The 19,208-nt window shown below is 73.9% G+C and carries 18 protein-coding genes; 11 read left to right on the top strand and 7 right to left on the bottom strand.

Features of this window, described 5'->3' with window-relative positions; translation table 11 throughout:
- Window positions 1–134: 134 nt before the first annotated feature.
- On the bottom strand, window positions 135–1,619 hold the full coding sequence (locus tag LIV55_RS08955; protein ID WP_201467736.1) for an NCS2 family permease: 1,485 nt from the start codon (window positions 1,617–1,619) through the stop codon (window positions 135–137).
- Between the two features lie 31 nt (window positions 1,620–1,650).
- Here LIV55_RS08955 and LIV55_RS08950 point away from each other — a divergent pair, with 31 nt between their 5' ends.
- Entirely contained in the window at window positions 1,651–1,944 is a 294-nt protein-coding gene (locus LIV55_RS08950; protein WP_224766991.1) for a DUF2530 domain-containing protein, read from the top strand.
- Between the two features lie 16 nt (window positions 1,945–1,960).
- Here the strand turns inward: LIV55_RS08950 and LIV55_RS08945 are convergent, their stop codons facing one another.
- Both LIV55_RS08945 and LIV55_RS17195 read right to left on the bottom strand, forming a co-directional pair.
- Window positions 1,961–2,713, bottom strand: a complete 753-nt coding sequence (locus LIV55_RS08945) for a DUF3027 domain-containing protein (RefSeq protein ID WP_229299949.1) — start codon at window positions 2,711–2,713, stop codon at window positions 1,961–1,963.
- The gene (locus LIV55_RS17195) at window positions 2,713–3,108 is read right to left on the bottom strand and encodes a cold-shock protein (protein WP_068269679.1); all 396 of its coding nucleotides are present in this window, start codon (window positions 3,106–3,108) and stop codon (window positions 2,713–2,715) included. The genes LIV55_RS08945 and LIV55_RS17195 overlap by 1 nt, the downstream gene beginning before the upstream one ends.
- Before the next feature lie 206 nt (window positions 3,109–3,314).
- Here LIV55_RS17195 and LIV55_RS08935 point away from each other — a divergent pair, with 206 nt between their 5' ends.
- Window positions 3,315–4,649: an MFS transporter gene (locus tag LIV55_RS08935; protein ID WP_191564551.1), complete on the top strand. Its 1,335-nt coding sequence runs from the start codon at window positions 3,315–3,317 to the stop codon at window positions 4,647–4,649.
- Window positions 4,650–4,652: 3 nt separating this feature from the next.
- On the opposite strand, the gene LIV55_RS08930 is transcribed toward LIV55_RS08935, so the two are convergent.
- A complete protein-coding gene (locus tag LIV55_RS08930) occupies window positions 4,653–5,561 on the bottom strand; it encodes an aldose 1-epimerase family protein (RefSeq protein ID WP_229299948.1) in 909 nt (302 codons plus the stop codon).
- A 109-nt stretch (window positions 5,562–5,670) separates the two neighbouring features.
- Between LIV55_RS08930 and LIV55_RS08925 the strand changes: the two genes are divergently transcribed.
- Entirely contained in the window at window positions 5,671–7,893 is a 2,223-nt protein-coding gene (locus tag LIV55_RS08925) for a helicase-associated domain-containing protein (RefSeq protein ID WP_229299947.1), read from the top strand.
- A gap of 86 nt (window positions 7,894–7,979) precedes the next feature.
- On the opposite strand, the gene LIV55_RS08920 is transcribed toward LIV55_RS08925, so the two are convergent.
- The gene (locus LIV55_RS08920) at window positions 7,980–8,945 is read right to left on the bottom strand and encodes a hydroxymethylglutaryl-CoA lyase (RefSeq protein ID WP_372456514.1); all 966 of its coding nucleotides are present in this window, start codon (window positions 8,943–8,945) and stop codon (window positions 7,980–7,982) included.
- A gap of 6 nt (window positions 8,946–8,951) precedes the next feature.
- Between LIV55_RS08920 and LIV55_RS08915 the strand changes: the two genes are divergently transcribed.
- From LIV55_RS08915 to LIV55_RS08900, 4 genes are all read left to right on the top strand, one after another.
- Window positions 8,952–9,449, top strand: coding sequence for an O-acetyl-ADP-ribose deacetylase (locus LIV55_RS08915; RefSeq protein ID WP_229299945.1), 498 nt, complete (start codon window positions 8,952–8,954; stop codon window positions 9,447–9,449).
- A gap of 102 nt (window positions 9,450–9,551) precedes the next feature.
- On the top strand, window positions 9,552–10,022 hold the full coding sequence (locus LIV55_RS08910) for a hypothetical protein (RefSeq protein WP_229299944.1): 471 nt from the start codon (window positions 9,552–9,554) through the stop codon (window positions 10,020–10,022).
- A 51-nt stretch (window positions 10,023–10,073) separates the two neighbouring features.
- Window positions 10,074–11,717: a DNA repair helicase XPB gene (locus LIV55_RS08905; protein WP_229299943.1), complete on the top strand. Its 1,644-nt coding sequence runs from the start codon at window positions 10,074–10,076 to the stop codon at window positions 11,715–11,717.
- Window positions 11,718–11,765: 48 nt separating this feature from the next.
- Complete coding sequence (locus tag LIV55_RS08900; protein WP_201467743.1) at window positions 11,766–11,987, top strand: hypothetical protein; 222 nt, start codon at window positions 11,766–11,768, stop codon at window positions 11,985–11,987.
- Between the two features lie 71 nt (window positions 11,988–12,058).
- Here LIV55_RS08900 and LIV55_RS08895 read toward each other — a convergent pair whose 3' ends face one another.
- The gene (locus tag LIV55_RS08895; RefSeq protein ID WP_229299942.1) at window positions 12,059–12,637 is read right to left on the bottom strand and encodes a hypothetical protein; all 579 of its coding nucleotides are present in this window, start codon (window positions 12,635–12,637) and stop codon (window positions 12,059–12,061) included.
- Window positions 12,638–12,804: 167 nt separating this feature from the next.
- On the bottom strand, window positions 12,805–12,969 hold the full coding sequence (locus LIV55_RS08890) for a hypothetical protein (RefSeq protein WP_229299941.1): 165 nt from the start codon (window positions 12,967–12,969) through the stop codon (window positions 12,805–12,807).
- A 133-nt stretch (window positions 12,970–13,102) separates the two neighbouring features.
- Here LIV55_RS08890 and LIV55_RS08885 point away from each other — a divergent pair, with 133 nt between their 5' ends.
- The 4 genes from LIV55_RS08885 to LIV55_RS08870 all read left to right on the top strand — a co-directional run bounded on the left by LIV55_RS08885 (window position 13,103) and on the right by LIV55_RS08870 (window position 19,169).
- Window positions 13,103–13,828: a response regulator transcription factor gene (locus tag LIV55_RS08885; RefSeq protein ID WP_123093719.1), complete on the top strand. Its 726-nt coding sequence runs from the start codon at window positions 13,103–13,105 to the stop codon at window positions 13,826–13,828.
- Window positions 13,828–15,348, top strand: coding sequence for a sensor histidine kinase (locus LIV55_RS08880; RefSeq protein ID WP_229299940.1), 1,521 nt, complete (start codon window positions 13,828–13,830; stop codon window positions 15,346–15,348). Before LIV55_RS08885 ends, LIV55_RS08880 begins: the two co-directional genes overlap by 1 nt.
- A gap of 245 nt (window positions 15,349–15,593) precedes the next feature.
- Window positions 15,594–16,889 carry a S1C family serine protease gene (locus LIV55_RS08875; protein ID WP_229299939.1) on the top strand — a complete coding sequence of 432 codons (1,296 nt, stop codon included), beginning with the start codon at window positions 15,594–15,596 and terminating at the stop codon, window positions 16,887–16,889.
- A gap of 255 nt (window positions 16,890–17,144) precedes the next feature.
- Entirely contained in the window at window positions 17,145–19,169 is a 2,025-nt protein-coding gene (locus LIV55_RS08870; protein WP_229299938.1) for a DUF2339 domain-containing protein, read from the top strand.
- Window positions 19,170–19,208: the final 39 nt, after the last annotated feature.

Below are 19,208 nucleotides of genomic sequence, written 5' to 3'. Positions count from 1 at the left end.
AACCCCCCCCCCCCCCCCCCCCCCCCGCCCCCCCCCCCCCCCGGGCCGCCCCCCCCCCCCCCCCGCGGCCCCCCCCCCCCCCCCCCCCCCCCCTCACTCGAGAGGGTGGAGGGGAGTCGCCCCTCGCTCACCGGCTACTGGACGCCGAGGAGGCTCTTGATCGGGTCGATGCCGAAGTAGAGGACGAAGAGCACCGAGACGAGCCACATGAGCGGGTGCACCTGGCTGGCCTTGCCCCGGACGAGCTTGAGGAAGACGTAGGTGACGAAGCCGGCGCCGATGCCCGCGGTGATCGAGTAGGTGAAGGGCATGAGGACGATCGTGAGGAAGGACGGGATCGCGATCTCGAGGTCGTCCCAGCTGATCTGACCGACCTGCTGCATCATGAGGAAGCCGACGAGCACGAGCGCCGGGGTGGCCGCCTCGTAGGGCACGACCGCGACGAGCGGGCTGAGGAAGGTCGCGAGCAGGAAGAGCACGCCGGTGACGACCGCCGACAGACCCGTGCGGGCCCCTTCGCCGACGCCCGTGGCGGACTCGATGTACGAGGTGTTCGAGGAGACGCTCGCGGCGCCACCGGCGATCGCGCCGATCGAGTCGACGACGAGGATGCGCTGGCTGTGGGGCGGGTTGCCGTCCTCGTCGAGCAGACCGCCCTCCGCGCCGACGGCGACCATCGTGCCCATGGTGTCGAAGAAGTCGGCGAGCATGAGCGTGAAGATCAGCAGGAAGGCCGCGACGACGCCGATCTTGTCGAAGGAGCCGAGGAGGTTGAAGTCGCCGATGAGCCCGAGGTCGGGCACGGAGACGAGCGAGTCGGGCAGCGCGGGCACGTTGAGCCCCCAGCCGGTGGGGTTCTGCACGACGCCGTCCGGGCCGACGATGCGCGGGCCGACGTCGGCGACGGCCTCGACGACGAGCGCGAGCACGGTCGTGCCGAAGATGCCGTAGAGGATCGCGCCGTTCACCCCGCGCGAGTACAGGCCGATGATCGTCAGCAGACCGATGACGAAGACGAGCAGGGGCCAGCCGGCGAGGAAGCCGCCGACGCCGAGCTCGCCGAGGGGGCCGCCGGCCGCCTTGCGCACGAAGCCCGCGTCGACGAGGCCGACGACGGTGATGAAGAGGCCGATGCCGACGGAGATCGCCGTCTTCAGCTGGGCGGGCACCGCGAGGAGCACGGCCCGGCGGAAGCCGGTGAGCACGAGGAGCAAGATGATGATGCCCTCGAGGACGACGAGGCCCATCGCGTCGGCCCACGTCATGCCCGGCAGCTTGGCGATGCCGAAGGCGACGAAGGCGTTGAGGCCCAGCCCGGCGGCGAGCGCGAGCGGGAAGTTCGCGACGACGCCCATGAGGATGGTCAGCAGGCCCGCGACGAGGGCGGTGCCGGCGGCGACGAGGAGCTTGGCCTGCTCGACGTCTCCCCCACCGAGGAAGCCACCGGTCGAGTCGGCCTGGGTCCCGATGATGAGCGGGTTGAGGACGACGATGTAGGCCATCGTGAAGAAGGTGGCCAGGCCACCGCGGATCTCGCGGCCGAGGGTCGAGCCCCGCTCGGTGATGCGGAAGAAGCCGTCGAGGGCGCCCAGGCGCGCCGTGTCAGGGGTGGAGGACATGCGCGCAGAGTAGTGCGCCTACGCTGACCCCGTGACGAGCGGGTCGAAGGGCGAGCAGGGCACCGACGCCCCCGACCTCGTGCGCGTGCGGGCCGACCGGGTCGCCGCCGCGGGCATGATCCTGTGGGCCGTCGCCCTCGTCGTCGTCCTCGCCGTGCCGCCCCTGCGCACGGGCGATCGGGACTGGTGGCCGTGGGCCTGCGTCAGCGGCCTCGCCGTCGGCGCGCTCGGGTGGGTCTACCTGCGCCGCGGGCGCGGCAACGCGGCCGACGCGGACGCGCCGATCCGCGTGCCGGACGCCGTGCGACGCGTCGGCGAGCGCTGACCGGGCGCCCACCGGCTCAGAGCTCTTCGAGCGTCTCCTCGTCGAGCACCGGCGCGGACACGCGCTCGGGCTCCGGGGCGTCCATGTCGACCTCGGAGTGCGCACCGCACCCGTGGTCGAGGCTCACGACCGAGCCGTCGCTCGGCGACCACTCGTTGGCGCACACCCCGAAGACGGGGCGGAGCGCGCCGGCCATCGGCACGAAGTAGCCGCACGACGAGCAGTGCTCGCTCGCCTTGACGGCGACCGCGGCGCTCGGGCCGTGCTCGCCGTCGTACCAGCGCTGGGCCGCGGCGTCGCGCCCCTCGGCCGACAGGACGCGGGGGCGACCGAGGCCGAGCTCGAAGAAGCCGACCTCGTCGACGTCCTCGTCACCGGTCGCCTCGAAGCCCGCGACGAGGTTGGGGTCGTCGTCGATCTTCGGGGTGACGTCGCCGGGGCCGACGTCGCCGGGCTGGAGCCGCTCGGCCCACGGGAGCCACTGCGGCGACAGGAGCGCCTCGGCGCCGGGCACGAGGTGGGTCTCGCACACCGTCGCGACCTTCGCGCGGGGCACGCGGGCGAGCGAGACCGCCCAGCGCCAGCCGTGGTAGCCCGGCGCGGTGCACGTGAAGTAGTGGGTGCCGAGCCGGTCCTCGTCCATCGCGAAGGACTCGTGCTCGCCGACGGTGCCGGGGTCGGCGACGGCGACGACGGCCTCGCGCGCGGTCTCCACCGCGGCCGCGAGGACGGCGTCGCTCTTGACCGCCCGGGTCCTGGTCGCCGCCATCAGACGTCGAGGTCGTCGGCGACGCGGCGCATGACCTGGGCGATCTTCTTGCCCTGGCCCTTCTCGGGGTAGCGGCCCCGGCGCAGGCCGGCACCGACCCCGTCGAGCAGCTTGATGAGGTCCTCGATGATGACCTCCATGTCCTCGGCCGGCTTGCGGTCGCGCTCGCGGCGGTTGGCCGCGACGCTCGGAGCGGGCTCGAGGACGGTGACGGAGAGCGCCTGGGCGCCGCGGCGCCCCTCGACGATGCCGAACTCGACGCGCGTCCCGCCGCCGAGCGTGCTCACGCCCTGCGGGAGAGCGTTCGCGTGGAGGAAGACGTCCTCGCCGTCGTCGCCGGAGATGAAGCCGAAGCCCTTCTCCTGGTCGTACCACTTGACCTTGCCAGTCGGCACGGTGAACCCCTTGGTCTTGTCGTGTGCACGGCCGCGCTCGCGTGGGCGTCGCGTCGCCGTCGATGTCTGTGCGGCCCGTGGGCCACCCTCAAGGCTAACGCCCGCGCCCACCTCGCCGTGCCCCACCGGCGTCCGGCCTGGTCGAGGCGGTGCTCCGGTGCGCCTCCAGATGCAGGCCGTGCGCGGATGGGGCACAGTGTCACCTCGTGACTGCCCATCGGCCCTCCGCCCTCCCGGTGGACGTCCCGGCCGACGAGATCGGCCCCGGGGTGCGCGGCTTCTGGGCCGCCCTCCCGCGCGAGGGCCGCTACCTGCTCTCGACGGTCGCGCTGCAGCACCTCGGGCGCGGCATGACCCTGCCCTTCACCGTCATCTACCTCCACGAGGTCCGCGGCTTCAGCCTCGAGCTGTCCGGCACCCTCATGGGTCTCATGGCCGTCATCGCCGCCATCTACGGGCCGATCGCCGGCACCTTCGTCGACCGGGTCGGCGCCCGGCTCGTCGTCATGAGCGGCAGCGTCCTCGCCTCGATCGGGACCGTGGCGCTCGCCTTCTCCTCGACCCTGCCGATCGCGCTCGTCGCCTGCCTCTTCCTCGGGCTCGCGCACGGCACCGGCTGGTCGGCGTCGAACTCCCTCATCTCCGCGATCGTCGCGGGCCGGATGCGCCAGCGCTACTTCGGCGTGAACTTCGCCCTGCTCAACCTCGGCATCGGCCTCGGCGGGGTCCTCGCCGGTGCGGTCGTCGACGTCGACCGGCCGATCACCTTCGAGGCCCTCTTCCTCCTCGACGCGGTGCTCGTCCTCATCCCCGTCATGTGGCTGCTCGGCCCGCTGCGCCACGTCCACGGCCGGGCCGCGCACACGGACGCCTCCGAGCCGCGGTCCTACGCCGCCGTGCTGCGCCGCCCCGGCTTCGGCTGGATCCTCGCGGTCACCGCGCTGACGAGCACCGTCGGCTACGGGCAGATGGAGGCCGGCATCCCCGCCTTCGCCCGGACCGTCTCGCAGGTGAGCACCGAGGCGGTCGGCCTGCTCTTCGCCGCCAACACCGCCGTCATCGTCCTGCTGCAGTTCGTCGTCCTCCACCGCATCGAGGGCCACCGCCGCACCCGCGTCATGATGACCCTCCTCGCGATCTGGGCCGTCTCGTGGGGCCTGCTCGGGCTGTCCGGCCTGCTGCCGGGCACCCTCGCCGCCGCGATGCTCGTCGTCGCCTACGGCGCGGTCTTCGGTCTCGGCGAGACGATGCTCCAGCCCTCGATCCCGGCGATGGTCAACGACTCGGCCCCCGACCACCTGCGCGGCCGGATGAACGCCGCGAGCTCGACGGCCTTCATGCTCGGCGCGATCGTCGGACCGGTCCTCGCGGGCGTCCTGCTGGGCCGCGGCCTGGCCGCCGTCTTCATCGGCTGCATGCTCCTCGGCCTCGTCGTCAGCGCCTGGATGCTGCTGCGCATCGAGCGCATCGTCAGCCCCGAGGTCAACGGCCTGCCCGCCGCGAGCCCCTCGACCTCGCCGCGCACGCAGCGCGCCGGCTGAGCCTCAGACCCGCTGCGCCTCGAGACCCCACTGGGCGATCCACGTCTGCCCGGGCTCGAGACGCACGAGCCCGACCCCGGTGTTGTAGGCGTCGGCCGGGCACGACAGCGGCTCGACGGCGACCCCGGGGGCTCCCCCTTCGTCGCGTGCCTTGCCGGTGAAGACCTGCACCCAGTCCAGGCCCGGCCCGCCCCACACCCGGCTGACGAGCCGGTCCGTGGCCATCTCGACCTGCCAGCAGCGGTCATCGCCCCGCTCGAGGTCGGTGTAGGCGTTGTCGACGTCGCGCTCGCCGAGCGGCTCGCCGTCACGCAGGTCGAAGGGGGTCCCGCCCACCTCGACGAGGTCGGCCGGGAGCATCCGGTCGTCGACGAGGAGGACCCGGCCGGCGGACACACGCACGCGCGACTGCGCGGCGGGCGTGCCGGCGAGCGCGAGGTAGGGGTGAGCGCCGTAGCCCCACGGCGCGACGGTGTCACCGACGTTCGTCGCCTGGGTCGTGCACGTCAGGCCCGAGCCGTCGAGCACCCAGGCGACGACGACCTCGACGTGGAAGGGCCAGCCCGGCCGGGGGTGGATCGTGTGGCTCACGACGACCGCGTCGTCGTGCCGCTCTCGCAGCCGCCAGCCCTCCCAGCGGGTGAGGCCGTGGCTGGCGTTGCCGGTCTCCGGCTCGGTGATCGGCAGCTCGTGGGTCGTGCCGTCCATCTCGTAGCGCCCGTCGCGCAGCCTGTTCGGCCACGGCACGAGGACCTGGCCGCGGCCCGACGAGGCCATCTCGTCGGCCTCGTAGCCGGCGACGACGTCGAGATCGCCCAGGCGCAGCGAGCGCAGCCCGCCCCCGACCTCGGTGACCACCGCGACGAGGTCGCCGTGCTCGATCTGCCACTGCTCTCCGCTCGGGTGCGCCATCCCCCGAACCTAGACGAGGTGCTGCAGGCAGCACCTCGCAGCGCGAGCCGCATCTCGTCGTGCTGCTCGTGCGTCGAGGTGCTGCTGGGTCGCGGAGTAGCGTGCACTGGTGCGTTCGCTGGCCGAGGACATCCGCTCCCGCTCCGAGGAGGAGCTGGCTGAGCTCCTCCGGCGACGCCCGGACCTCACCCGGCCCGCCCCCGCCGACCTCACCGCGCTCGCCGCCCGCGCCGCCACCGTCGCGAGCACCACCCGCGCCGTCGACCACCTCGACGCCACCCACCTCGCCGTCCTCGAGGCCGCCGCGCTGCTCGACGGCTCGCCGCGCGCAGCGCTCGACGGGGTGGCCGAGCCCGTGCCCGAGGGACTGGCCGAGCTCACCGGTCTCGACGGGCCCGGTCTGGCCGAGCCGGTCCTCGCCCTGCGCGACGCCGCCCTGCTGTGGCGCGCACCCGACGGGCTGGCCCCCACCCGCACCGTCCTCGACGTGCTCGGCCCCGCCCCCGCTGGTCTCGGCCCCCGGGCCGCCGATCTGCGCCTGCCCGTCGTCGACCCCGACGACGTCGACCAGTTGCGCGAGGAGGCCCCGCCCGCGGCGCGGACCGTCCTCGACCGGCTCGTCGACGGCGGGCCCGTCGCGACGGTGAGCAGCGACAGCCAGGCGGCGACGGCAGCGCGGTGGCTCGGCGAGCACGGCCTCGCGGCGGTGCGCGAGGACGCCGACGACACCGCCCGTCTGCGCGTCACCCTCCCTCGCGAGGTCGCCCTGCACCTGCGCGGCGGGACGACCCGCCGTCGCCCGGACCTCACGGCCCCGGCCGAGAGCGGCCCCTCCCCCGATGTCGACACCCAGACGGCGGCCGTCGTCCTCGACCTCGTCGCGCTCCTCGACGAGGTCCTCGAGCACCTCGAGTCGGCCCGGCCCCGCGTGCTGCGGTCCGGCGGCATGGCCGTCGTCGACCTGCGCTCGCTGGCCCGCCAGACCCAGCTCGACCCCGACGACCTGCGCTTCCTGCTCGACCTCGCCCTGGGCGCGCGGCTCCTCGCCGACGACGAGGGGGCCGAGCCGACCTGGCGCCTCACGACCCTCGTCGAGACCTGGCGCGAGGCGAGCACCGCCCAGCGCTGGGTCGACCTCGTCGTGCCGTGGACCACCTCGCTGCGCACCACCCTGCAGATCGGCGAGAGCGCACCGCGGGCCCTGTCCGACGACATGGTCTGGCCACCGATCCGCGGTCTGCGGGCCGACGTCCTCGACGTGCTCGCGCAGGGCGTGCCCGCCGCCGAGGTCACGACGGCGCTGCGCGAGCGCCGTCCCCGCCGCATGCCCCAGGACGCCGAGGGCGTCGTCGGCTCGGTCCTCATCGAGGCCGAGCGCCTCGGCGTCACCGTGCAGGACCGCATCGGCACCGCGGCGACCGCCGTCGTACGGGGGGCCTCGCCCCAGGCGGTCGAGATCCTCCAGGGCGACCTGCCCGAGCCGGTGGACCACGCGCTCGTCCAGGCCGACCTCACCGCCGTCGTACCCGGTCCGCCGAGCCCGTCCCTCGCGACCACCCTGCGCCGCAGCGCCACCCTGGAGTCGCGCGGCGGCGCCTCGATCTACCGCTTCAGCGACGCCTCGGTGCGCCAGGCCCTCGACGCCGGCCTCGACGGCGAGCAGCTCCTCGCCGAGCTCGCGGCGATCAGCCGCACACCCCTGCCGCAGGGGCTGGAGTACCTCGTGCGCGATGTCGCCCGCCGGCACGGGCAGCTGCGCGCCGGCAGCGTCGGCTCCTACCTGCGCAGCGACGACGAGGCGCACCTCGACCGCCTGCTCGCCCTGCGCGACCTCTCGCACCTCCAGCTGCGCCGGCTCGCCCCGACGGTGCTCGTCTCCCCCGCCTCCGCCCCGGTCCTGCTCGAGAGCCTGCGCGAGGTCGGTGCGTCACCCGTGCGCGAGAGCTCGGGCGGGGTCGTCACGGCGGCGGGCGCGGTGCGCCGCGTCAGCCCGCCCCGTGAGGTGCCGCCGCCGGTGACGGCGGCGGCCGACCCACCGGCGCTCGTCGCCGCGATGCGCCGCGGCGAGCAGGCCGCCCAGGCCCGCGCGCTCGTCAGCCCGCCCGGGCCCCCGCTGCCCCCGATGGACCCCGCGGGGGTCGCCGGTGTGCTGCGCGAGGCGGCGGCCGACCGGGTGCACGTGTGGCTCGGTGTCGCCGACGCGATCGGCGACGTGCGCCGGGTGCTCCTGCTGCCCGAGGCGGTCGAAGGGGGACGCGTGCGCGGGAGTGTCGAGGACGAGCAGCGGACGTACTCGATCCACCGGATCACCGGCGTCGCAGTCGCCGGCTGACGCGGCCGCAGACCGGCCGCCCCCGGCCACACCTGACCGCCCCGCGGTCACACCTGGCCGCCCTGGCGCCGCCGCGGACCCGTCCCTCAGCCCCCGGAGAGCGCCTTGACGACCCGCGAGGGCGCCGGACGACCGAGCTGCTCGGCCATCCACACGCTCGTCTCGACGAGCGCGCCGAGGTCGACCCCGGTGCGGATGCCCAGCCCGTCGAGGGCCCACACGAGGTCCTCGGTCGCGAGGTTGCCCGTCGCCGACCTCGCGTACGGGCACCCGCCGAGCCCGCCGGTGGAGGCGTCGACGACCCGCACACCGGCCCGCAGGGCGGTGAGGGTGTTGGCCAGCGCCTGCCCGTAGGTGTCGTGGAAGTGCACGCCGATGACGTCGGCGCCGATGCCGCGCCGCTCGAGCTCGAGGAGCAGCGCCTCGACGTGCCCGGTGGTGCCGGTGCCGATGGTGTCTCCGAGCGAGAGCTGGTGGGCGCCGAGCTCCATGAGGGACTCGCACGCGTCGGCCACCTGCGTGACCGGCACCGGGCCCTCCCACGGGTCGCCGAAGCACATCGACACGTACGCCCGCACCCACAGGTCGCTGTCGAGCGCGCGGCGCACCACGGGGGCGAACATCTGCACCGACTCGGCGAGCGAGCGCCCGAGGTTGCGCTGGGCGAAGGTCTCCGTCGCGCTGCCGAAGATCGCGATCGCGCCGACCCCGTGCTCCATCGCGCGGTCGAGCCCGCGCTCGTTGGGCACGAGGACCGGCCGGCGGTGGCCGAGGCCCTCGTCGCCGAGCTCGGTGAGCAGGTCCTCGGCATCGGCGAGCTGGGGCACCCACCGGGGACTGACGAAGGAGGTCGTCTCGACCGTGCCGAGCCCCGCGGCGACGAGCCGCCGCACGAAGTCGGCCTTGACCGCGGTCGGCACGACCGTCGACTCGTTCTGCAGGCCGTCACGCGGCCCGACCTCGTAGATCGTCACGGCGTCGGGCAGGTCGGCTCCGGGGACCACCTGGGGCAGCGTCGCACTCACCCCGTCATCCTCCCACCGGTGCAGCATGGGGGCATGCCGACACCGCACGCCGTCCGCGGCGACATCACCCAGGCCCGCGTCGACGCCGTCGTCAACGCCGCGAACCGCGCGATGCGCGGCGGCGGGGGCGTCGACGGAGCGATCCACCGCGCGGGAGGGCCGGCAGTCCTGCGCGACTGCGTCGAGCGCTTCCCGCACGGGCTCGCGACCGGCGACGCCGGCTGGACCACCGCGGGCGAGATGCCCGCCCGCTGGGTCATCCACACCGTCGGACCGAACTACTCGGCGGGCGAGCGCGACCGGGACCTCCTCGCGTCCTGCTACCGCCGCAGCCTCGAGGTCGCCGAGGAGATCGGCGCGCGGACGCTCGCCTTCCCGCTCGTCAGTGCCGGCATCTACGGGTGGCCGAAGGGGGACGCCGTCGCCTGCGCGGTCGAGACCATCTCGGCCTCGACCGCCGACGTCGACGAGGTGACGCTCGTCGCCTTCGACGACGCGACGCTCGCGCTCGTCCAGCAGCACCTGCGCTGAGCGGCCGGGGACCGCTCCCCGTCGTGGGGCAGGCCGTGCCCGCGTACCCTGGCGACCCAGCGGGGGACGCGCCTCCCGACGACGCCAGACGAGGACTCGCACGTGAGCATGGACCCCTACCCGCCGCACCAGCCCGGCCAGGACCCGCAGCAGCCCGGGGGTCAGAGCTCGGGTGGCCCGCAGGGCCAGCAGCCGAGCCCGTACGGCGCGAGCCAGCCCGGCTACGGCCAGCAGCCCCAGTACGGCCAGACCCCGTACTCCCCGAATCCCTACGGCCCGCCGCCCGCCGGGGGCAGCAGCGACCTCAACGTCTCGGCCCTGGTGCTGACGATCCTGTCGGCGCTGCTCACGCTGTCGTGCTACTGCACGCTCGTCGGCATCGCCCCGCTGATCCTCGGCATCATGGGTCTGGTCAAGCAGTCCTCCGACCCGGCCTCCGCCTCGAGGCTGACGAAGATCGGCTGGATCGTCTTCGCCGTCCTGTCCGTCCTCGCGATCATCGCCGTGGCCTCCTTCTTCGCCTGGGCGATCAGCCAGGACAGCAGCAGCGGCTACGACTACGACACCTACTGAGCCGGCACCGCCGGACCTCACCCACACCCGCACCCTCCCGAACGGGGCTCGATGCCTGACGGCGCGCTCATCGTCCAGTCCGACAAGACCCTCCTGCTCGAGGTCGACCACCCGGCGGCGGCGCAGGCGCGACGCGCCATCGCCCCCTTCGCCGAGCTGGAGCGCAGCCCCGAGCACATCCACACCTACCGGGTCACCCCGCTCGGGCTGTGGAACGCGCGGGCGGCCGGGCACGACGCCGAGCAGGTCGTCCACGCGCTCGTCACCCACTCGCGCTACCCCGTGCCGCAGGGCCTGCTCGTCGACATCGCCGAGACGATGGACCGCTACGGGCGGCTCACCCTGCGCAAGGACGACGAGGGCCAGCTCGTCCTCGTGACGACCGACCGCGCTGTGCTCACCGAGGTCCTGCGGCACAAGAAGATCAAGCCGCTCCTCGGCGACCGCGTCGACGAGGACACCGTCCTCGTCCACCCCTCCGAGCGCGGGACGCTCAAGCAGGAGCTGCTCAAGGTCGGCTGGCCGGCCGAGGACGAAGCCGGGTTCGTCGACGGCGAGGCGCACCCCATCTCGCTCGCGCAGGACGGCTGGACGCTGCGGCCCTACCAGGAGCAGGCGGTCGACGGCTTCTGGGACGGCGGGTCCGGCGTCGTCGTCCTGCCGTGCGGGGCGGGCAAGACGCTCGTCGGCGCCGCGTCGATGGCCAAGGCGAGCGCGACGACCCTCATCCTCGTGACGAACACCGTCTCGGCCCGGCAGTGGAAGGACGAGCTCATCGCCCGGACCTCGCTCACCGAGGACGAGATCGGCGAGTACTCCGGGGCGCGCAAGGAGATCCGCCCGGTCACCATCGCGACCTACCAGGTGCTCACCCTCAAGCGGAAGGGCGTCTACCCCCACCTCGAGCTGCTCGACGCCCGCGACTGGGGCCTCGTCGTCTACGACGAGGTGCACCTGCTGCCGGCCCCGATCTTCCGGATGACCGCCGACCTGCAGGCGCGGCGCCGGCTCGGTCTCACGGCGACGCTCGTGCGCGAGGACGGCCGTGAGGGCGACGTCTTCAGCCTCATCGGCCCCAAGCGATTCGACGCGCCGTGGAAGGACATCGAGTCGCAGGGCTACATCGCCCCCGCCGACTGCGTCGAGGTGCGGGTGTCGATGTCGGAGTCGATGCGGATGGCCTACGCGACCTCGGAGCCCGAGGACCGCTACCGGATGGCCTCGACGACCCCGGCGAAGCTCGACGTCGTCGAGGCGCTCGTCGCGAAGCACGCCGACGAGCCGACCCTCGTCATCGGTCAGTACCTCGACCAGCTCGACGAGGTCGTCGAGCGCCTGGGCTGCGACCTCATCACGGGCCAGACCCCGGTCAAGGAGCGCCAGCAGCTCTTCGCCGACTTCCGTGAGGGGCGCACCCGCCTGCTCGTCGTGAGCAAGGTGGCCAACTTCTCCGTCGACCTGCCCGAGGCGACCGTCGCGATCCAGATCAGCGGCACCTTCGGCTCACGCCAGGAGGAGGCCCAGCGGCTGGGTCGCGTCCTGCGCCCGAAGGAGGACGGCCGCACCGCGCACTTCTACACCGTCGTCGCCCGGGACACCGTCGACGCCGAGATGGCCGCACACCGCCAGCGCTTCCTCGCCGAGCAGGGCTACGCCTACCGGATCATCGACGCCGAGGACCTGCTCGAGCGCTGACCCTCTCGGCCCGGCCGCAGACGCCTGATCTGCGACTACGTTGAGGACATGAGCACACACGACGACTCCCGCCCCGACGACCAGGAGGGCGGCACCGTCTCCGAGGCCGGCTCGAGCGCCCTCAACGCCGAGACCTCCGTCGGCGGTGCCGACAACGTCCCCGAGACCCCGGACGTCAACAAGGGCGGCGGCATGGGCGCCACCGTCGACGACACCGACGAGCACCCCAACCCCGACTACGTCCCCGACGAGGGCGACGCACCCCGCTGACGAGGCCAGGTGACGCGAGAGGGCGAAGGGGGGATCCCCCTTCGCCCTTCGCCGTCAGCGAGGCCTCCGGCTCACTCGCCCGCGAACGCGTACGCCAGGCGGCCTCCGTCGGTGACGTAGACGCGGTAGCCGACGTAGTAGCCGAACGAGCTCTGCATCTGCCGAGCGTCCGAGCGGCTGATGAGGCCTGAGCGGACGGCCTCGTCCCACGCGCCCGAGGTGTTGTCGTAGGCGACGCGCGGCCAGACCGAGTACGTCGCGCCGTTCCACCGGTAGGTGCGCGGCCTGGTCTGCAGCGCGCGGACCGTGTCGGCGTACCGCTTGTACGAGGGAGAGCTCGACCGGTTGTCCGGGGTCGCCCAGGCCTGCGACGGCGTGACCAGGCCGAGGCTCAGCAGGGTCTTGTCGCGCGTGGAGCGCCACACCAGACCTCGCTTGTCGCACGTCTTCGCGTCGTAGATCACGGCGCGAGCGGTGTCCCTGGCCCGGCTCGACATCGTCCAGTTGGTGGTGGCCGGCCCGTACAAGCCCCGTCCGGAGCACGTCGCGGTGGTGGCCGCGACCGACTCGGCGGCAGCGGGGCTGGTCGTGCCGGCCGCGGCCGAGGTCGACGACAGGCCCACGGCGACCGCACCGGCCGCGACCGTCAAGGCGTACTTCTTCAGATCCACAGCTCATCCCCTCACTCGGCCGACGTGGGTCGTCGGCCCAGACCCGAGGGTAGGGCGCGGCCCGTCCCCGCGCAGGGGAACGAGGCCTGGTGACGCGAGAGGGCGAAGGGGGGATCCCCCTTCGCCCTTCGCCGTCGAGGTCTGCGTCAGAGCGAGGTGCCGCCGCTGTTGTTGTGGTAGCGCAGCGAGGTGCCGGCGTCCTTGGCGACGTTCGAGGGGTCGGACTGCATCGACGCCCCCTTGTGCATGCGGTCGTACGCGACCGCGATGACGGCGATGACTGCGGCGATGCCGCCGGCGATCCACAACATGACTGGCTCCGTCCTGCCGGCCCCCCTGGGCCGGGCGAGTCACCCCATCCTCGCAGGTCTGGCGCCGGGCGCACCCGCAGATCACCCACCCGGCGCACAGGCCTCTCCCAGGATCCGCGCCCACACTGGGAGCATGGTCCCGAGCCCCACGTCAAGCCAGGCGCCGGTCGAGGCGCGACTGCTCGTCGTCGAGGACGAGCCGAACATCCGCGAGCTCCTCGCGACCTCGCTGAAGTTCAACGGCTTCGAGGTCGAGGTGGCCGGTGACGGCCGCACGGCGCTCGACCTCGCCGCGACGATGCAGCCCGATCTCGTCGTCCTCGACGTCATGCTCCCCGACTTCGACGGCTTCGAGGTGACCAACCGGCTGCGCGGCCGTGGTCAGCACGTGCCCGTCCTCTTCCTCACCGCGCGCGACAGCCTCGACGACAAGCTCAAGGGCCTGACCGTCGGCGGCGACGACTACGTGACGAAGCCCTTCAGCCTCGAGGAGGTCGTCGCGCGCATCCGCGTCATCCTGCGCCGCACCCTCGAGGAGGGCGACGCCGAGTCGGTCCTGCGCTTCGCCGACCTCGAGCTCGACGAGGACGCGCACGAGGTGCGCCGGGCCGGCAAGGTCGTCGACGTCTCGCCGACGGAGTTCAAGCTGCTGCGCTACCTCATGCTCAACCCCAACCGCGTGCTGTCGAAGGCGCAGATCCTCGACCACGTGTGGGACTACGACTTCCGCGGCGAGATGGGCATCGTCGAGTCCTACATCTCCTACCTGCGGCGCAAGATCGACACCGAGGGCCTGCCCCCGCTCATCCACACCAAGCGCGGCTTCGGCTACCTCCTGCGGATGCCGCCGGAGGCCTGATGATCCTGCGTCACACGGCGAAGGGGGACACCCTCACCCCGTCGTCGGGAGACGAGGAGCCCACGCCGCGCCGACCCGCCTCGGTCGGCCCGCGCCGCGAGCGCACCCGCGAGCGGGTGGTGCGCGGGCTCGAGTCGATCCCGCTCACCTACCGGCTCGTCGTCATCCTCCTCGTGCTCCTCATGGCAGCGCTCACGCTGTCGAGCTTCGCGACCTCGTACCTCATGCGCCGCGACCTCCTCGCGAGCACCGACCAGCAGCTGCGCTCGGTCAAGGACCCGGTGGCCCGGCAGCTCATCTACTACAGCGACGACGACCGGACGCTGCCCAACGCCTACGCCTTCGCGTACATGCCCGTCGACGAGGACCGTCGCCAGGCGATCAACCCGACGGCGGAGCAGAGCCAGCCCGCGCTGCCCTACCTCGCCCCCGACGACTCGCGGGTCGTCACCGGCCGCCCCTTCACCGTCCCCTCGACGGACGGCACGACGGAGTGGCGCTTCATCGCCGGCACCGTCGACACGCAGGGCACGACCTACGCCGTGGGGATCCCCCTTCGCGGGCAGCAGCACACCGTCGCCCGGCTGCTCTCCCTCACCTTCGTCATCGGCGTCGTCGTGTCGATCATCTCCGGCGTGCTCGGCTGGTTCGCCACCCAGCGCGCCCTGCGACCGCTGCGCAAGATCGAGGACGTCGCCGCGGCCATCGCCGCCGGCGACCTCAGCCGCCGCGTCCCCGTCCGCACGAGCCACGACGAGGTCGCCTCGCTCTCGGACTCGCTCAACGTCATGCTCGGTCGCATCGAGGGCTCCTTCTCCGCCCAGGAGGCCTCCGAGACGCGCATGCGCCAGTTCGTCGCCGACGCATCGCACGAGCTGCGCACGCCCCTGGCCACGGTCCGCGGGTACGCCGAGCTCTACCGCCAGGGCGCCATCGCCGACGAGGTCGCGCTCGACACGTCGATGCAGCGGATCGAGGGCGAGGCCTCGCGGATGAGCGTGCTCGTCGACGACCTGCTCACCCTCGCCCGGCTCGACGACGAGCGGCCCCTCGAGCACGCGGAGGTCGACCTGCTCGTCCTGTGCGCCGAGGCCGCGCACGACGCCCGCGCCCGCGACCCCGAGCGCCCCATCCACCTCGTCGGGCTGGCCGGCGAGCTCTCGCCGGTCGTCGTGCGCGGCGACGACGCCGGGCTGCGCCAGGTCGTCGGCAACCTGCTCTCCAACGCCCTCATGCACGCCGGCTCCGGGGTGCCCATCGAGGTGGCCGTCGGCACCGCGGACGGCCGGGCGGTCGTCGAGGTCCGCGACCACGGCGTCGGCATGGACGACGAGACCGCGGCACGGGTCTTCGAGCGCTTCTTCCGGGCGGACAGGGCGCGGTCGCGGGCGAAGGGGGGATCCGGCCTCGGCCTGGCGATCGTCGCCGCGCTCGTCGAGCAGCACCACGGGGAGGTCTCGGTCGGCCCGACCCCCGGTGGCGGCGCGACCTTCCGCGTCACCCTCCCGCTGGCCGCCTGACTCCCCCTTCGCCCACCTCGCGACCAGCTACGAAACCCTGCTGGCTGCCTTTCGCCGTACCAGGACCCTCTCGAGAGGCTCCTGGCACGACGAAGGGCTGCTGGCAGGGTCTTGTAGCCCGCCCGCCCGGCTCGCGAGGCACAGAGTCCTCACAGCCCATCACCAGGGCCGTCACGACTCGTAGGAGTCTCATAGGAGTCGTAGGCATCCGCGACGCGGACCGCGCGACCCGAAGGAGCAGCACCATGCACGACGACACCTCCCCCCTCCCCCGTCCTGATGAGACGCAGCCCTTCGGCGCCCACCAGACCCCCCAGAGCGGCACGAGCTACCCGCCGCCCCCGCCGGCGTCCGTCGGCACCCTCCCGCCCCAGCAGCCGCGCCGACGCGGCGGGCTGCGCCGCGTGGGCGAGCTCTCCGCGGTGGCCGTGCTCGCCGCGGCCCTGGCCAGCGGCGGCACCTTCGCCGCGACGACCCTGGCCGACGGTGACCAGGGCACGACGACCTCGGCCTCCTCGCAGCTGCCGCAGAGCAGCGTCGTCCCGGTGACCGACGCGCAGAAGTCCGCCCCCGACTGGCAGTCCGTCGCCTCGGCCGTCGGCCCGAGCGTCGTGTCGATCACCGTCAAGAGCGCGCAGGGCGAGGGCCAGGGCTCCGGCGTCGTCATGGACGACAAGGGGCACGTCCTCACGAACAACCACGTCGCGACCGGTGCCGGGGAGGGCGCGGGCTCGCAGATCACCGTCACCCTCTCGGACGGCAACACCTACGCCGCGACGATCGCCGGCACGGACCCCTCGACCGACCTCGCCGTGCTCACCATCACCGACCCGCCGAAGGAGCTGACTCCCATCACCTTCGGGGCGAGCGACTCCCTCGCCGTCGGCGACCCAGTCATGGCGATCGGCAACCCGCTCGGCCTGTCCGGCACGGTCACCACAGGTGTCGTCAGCGCCCTCGACCGCCCGGTCTCGACGAGCGACTCCTCGAGCCAGGACCCCTTCGCCCAGGGCCAGAGCCAGGGCGAGACCGTCGTCACCAACGCCGTGCAGACCTCGGCCGCGATCAACCCCGGCAACAGCGGCGGCGCTCTCGTCGACGCGTCGGGCCGCCTCGTCGGGATCAACTCCTCGATCGCGAGCACGGGCAGCAGCTCGGGGGGCCAGTCCGGCTCGATCGGCATCGGCTTCGCCATCCCCGTAGACCAGGCCCGGATGATCGCCAACCAGCTCATCACGGACGGCTCCGCCCAGCACGCCTTCCTCGGCGTCACCCCGAGCGACGGCACCGCGAAGAGCGGGTCGGCGACCCGCTCGGGCGCGAGGATCGAGCAGGTCTCGCAGGGCTCCGGCGCCGCGAAGGCCGGCTTGGAGGTCGGCGACCTCGTCGTCGCGGTCGGCGACACGCCGGTGACCTCCGCCGAATCTCTCGTCGCCCACGTGCGCGAGGAGGCGGTCGGCTCGACGGTGAAGCTGACCGTCATCCGCGACGGCAAGAGCACGCAGGTCGACGTGACCCTCGGCGAGCGCACCGAGGGCTGAGACCCGGACCCCGTGGCCCGAGAAGATCAGCCTTTTCCCAGGTGGAGAGCAGGGTCGTCCAAGGCCACGGGTGTCCACTAGGAGTCAGGAAGCACGGGTGCCGGCAACGGATCCCACCGTCTCCTCCCCGACGGGCCAGCCGGCCCCGGGCTTCCTGACTAGGGGTGCTACCCCCTCGACCAGGTGTGGCGTCTGGTCGAGGCTGTGAGTAGCCAGACTCATGCCCCCGGCGTGTTGTGGCGGCACGCTGGGGGCATGAGCATCCCGCCCCGCACCTCCGGCTACCGTGACGAGCTGAGCACGCTCGAGGACGAGTTCGCCGAGGCGATGAGCCAGCTGTACCGCGTCGGCAACCACCTCGCCCGCGTGCGCGTCGCCCTCGAGCGCGACGCCGGGGCCGAAGGGGTGAGCGCCCCGCCCCCCGTCGCCGCCCCGGTCCCGTCGAGCGGACCGGTCGTCACCACGGCTCCCGCAGGCCCTGCCCCCGCCCCGCGCACCACGCCCGCCGGCGCGGTCCCCGCGCCGCCGCAGGCCCCCGAGCCCGTCCGGGTGGGGGCCCCCGTCGCAGGGGCCGCGCCGGCGTCCGCCGCAGCCGCGCCCGCCGCGCCCCCTCGCGGCCCGGTCACCGCCCCGCCCGCGCCGCCGGCCTCCCCCTTCGCCCCGGCGCCCCTCGAGCCCTGGTGGCAGCGCGACGGCGTCGTGGCCCGGCTGCTCGCCGTCGTCGGCGCGGGCATCACGCTCATCGGCGTCGCCTTCCTGCTCGCGATCGCGATCCAGGCCGGGATCTTCGGCCCGCTCGCCCGCGTCCTGTCCGGCGCGGTCCTCTCGGCGGCTCTCCTCGGATCCGCGGCGGTCGTGCGCCGTCGTCAGGAGAGCCCGGTCGGCGCGCTCGGGCTCGCGGCGACCGGTGTCGCCGCCGCCTACCTCGACGTCCTCGCCGTCACGCGGATCTACGACTGGGTGCCCGCCGCCCTCGGCCTCGTCGTCGCCGGTCTGCTCGCCGCGGGCGGCCTCGTCATCGCCCGGGCCTGGCGCAGCCAGCTGCTCGCCGTGCTCGTCGTCGTCGGGGTCGCGGTGCTCGCCCCGGTCGTCGGCGGCTCCGAGGTGCTCCTCGTCGGCGCCTTCCTGCTCACCCTCACGATCGCCAGCTACCCGGCCCAGGTGGGCCGCAGCTGGCCTGTCCTCGAGGTGGCGCGTGTCGTCCCCACGACGCTCTACGCGGTCGTCGCCGTCGCCGCCCAGGACGACGGGCACGAGGGCACGCTCATGGCGCTCGTCCTCGCGCTCTTCGTCCTCGCGACGACCCTCGCCCCGCTCGTGCGCGGTCCTGGCGCCCGAGCGGGCCTGCCCGCCCCGCTGGCCGCCCTCGCGCTCGTCGCCGCGCTCCCCGCGCTGCTCGCCGGGGGCACCGAGGACCGGCCCGTCGCCGTCGTCGTGCTCCTCGTGCTCGCCGCGGCCCACCTCGTCGCCGCATGGGTCGGCCCCGTCGCCGGTGTACCGGCCCTCTCCCGGCTGCGCGAGCTGAGCCTCGTCGTCGCCGCGCTCGCGCTGCTGCTCCTGGCCACCCGGGGCCCGGGCGAGTCCTTCGTGCCGCTCGCGCTGCTCGTCGTCGCCGTCGGCTGGGTGGCGGCCGCCGCCGGGCTGCGCTCGACCTCGGTCGGCGTCGTCGCCCTCCCCGTCGCCCTGCTCGCCCTGCTCCCCGCGACCCGGCACCTGCCGGCGCTCGTCTCGCGCAGCCAGGCCGACCGGGTCGACGCGGTGCACGTCCTCGAGGCGGTCTGCGTCGTCGTGCTCCTCGCCCTCGTCGCCCTGGCCCTGCGCGCCCTCGTGCCCGGCTCGCCGGAGGCCTCCCGGGTCGCCGTGTGCGCCGCGGCGCTCGCCCTGCCTCTGCCCCTCGTGCTCGGCGGATCCGTCCTCGGCCGGGCCGCGGGTCTCGGCGACGACCCCGCCGCCTCGGGCTTCCTCGTCGGGCACGCCCTGGCGACCGTCGTGTGGATGGCCCTGGCGGCCGGTCTGCTCGTGCGCGGCCTCGGCCGCAGCGAGGACGCCGGCGTCTCTGTGCTCGCCGGTCTCGGTCTCGCGGCGACGGCCGTCGTCAAGCTCCTCTTCTTCGACCTCTCCGCGCTCGACGGCCTGCCGCGCGTGCTGAGCTTCATCGTCGCCGGGGTGCTGCTGCTCGCGATGGGTGCCGGCTACGCCAGCGCGCTGGAGCGGGCGCGTCGCGCCCGGGGGGCTGTGGAGAACCCCGCGGCGCAGGGGCCGCCGGCTCCTACCGTCTGAGGGCAGGGGTCGCACCGGCCCCGCAGCACACCGACAGGA

The organism is Janibacter melonis (assembly GCF_020567375.1).
Classification (GTDB): Bacteria; Actinomycetota; Actinomycetes; order Actinomycetales; family Dermatophilaceae; genus Marihabitans; species Marihabitans melonis.
This window is presented reverse-complemented; position numbering and strand designations above follow the sequence as displayed.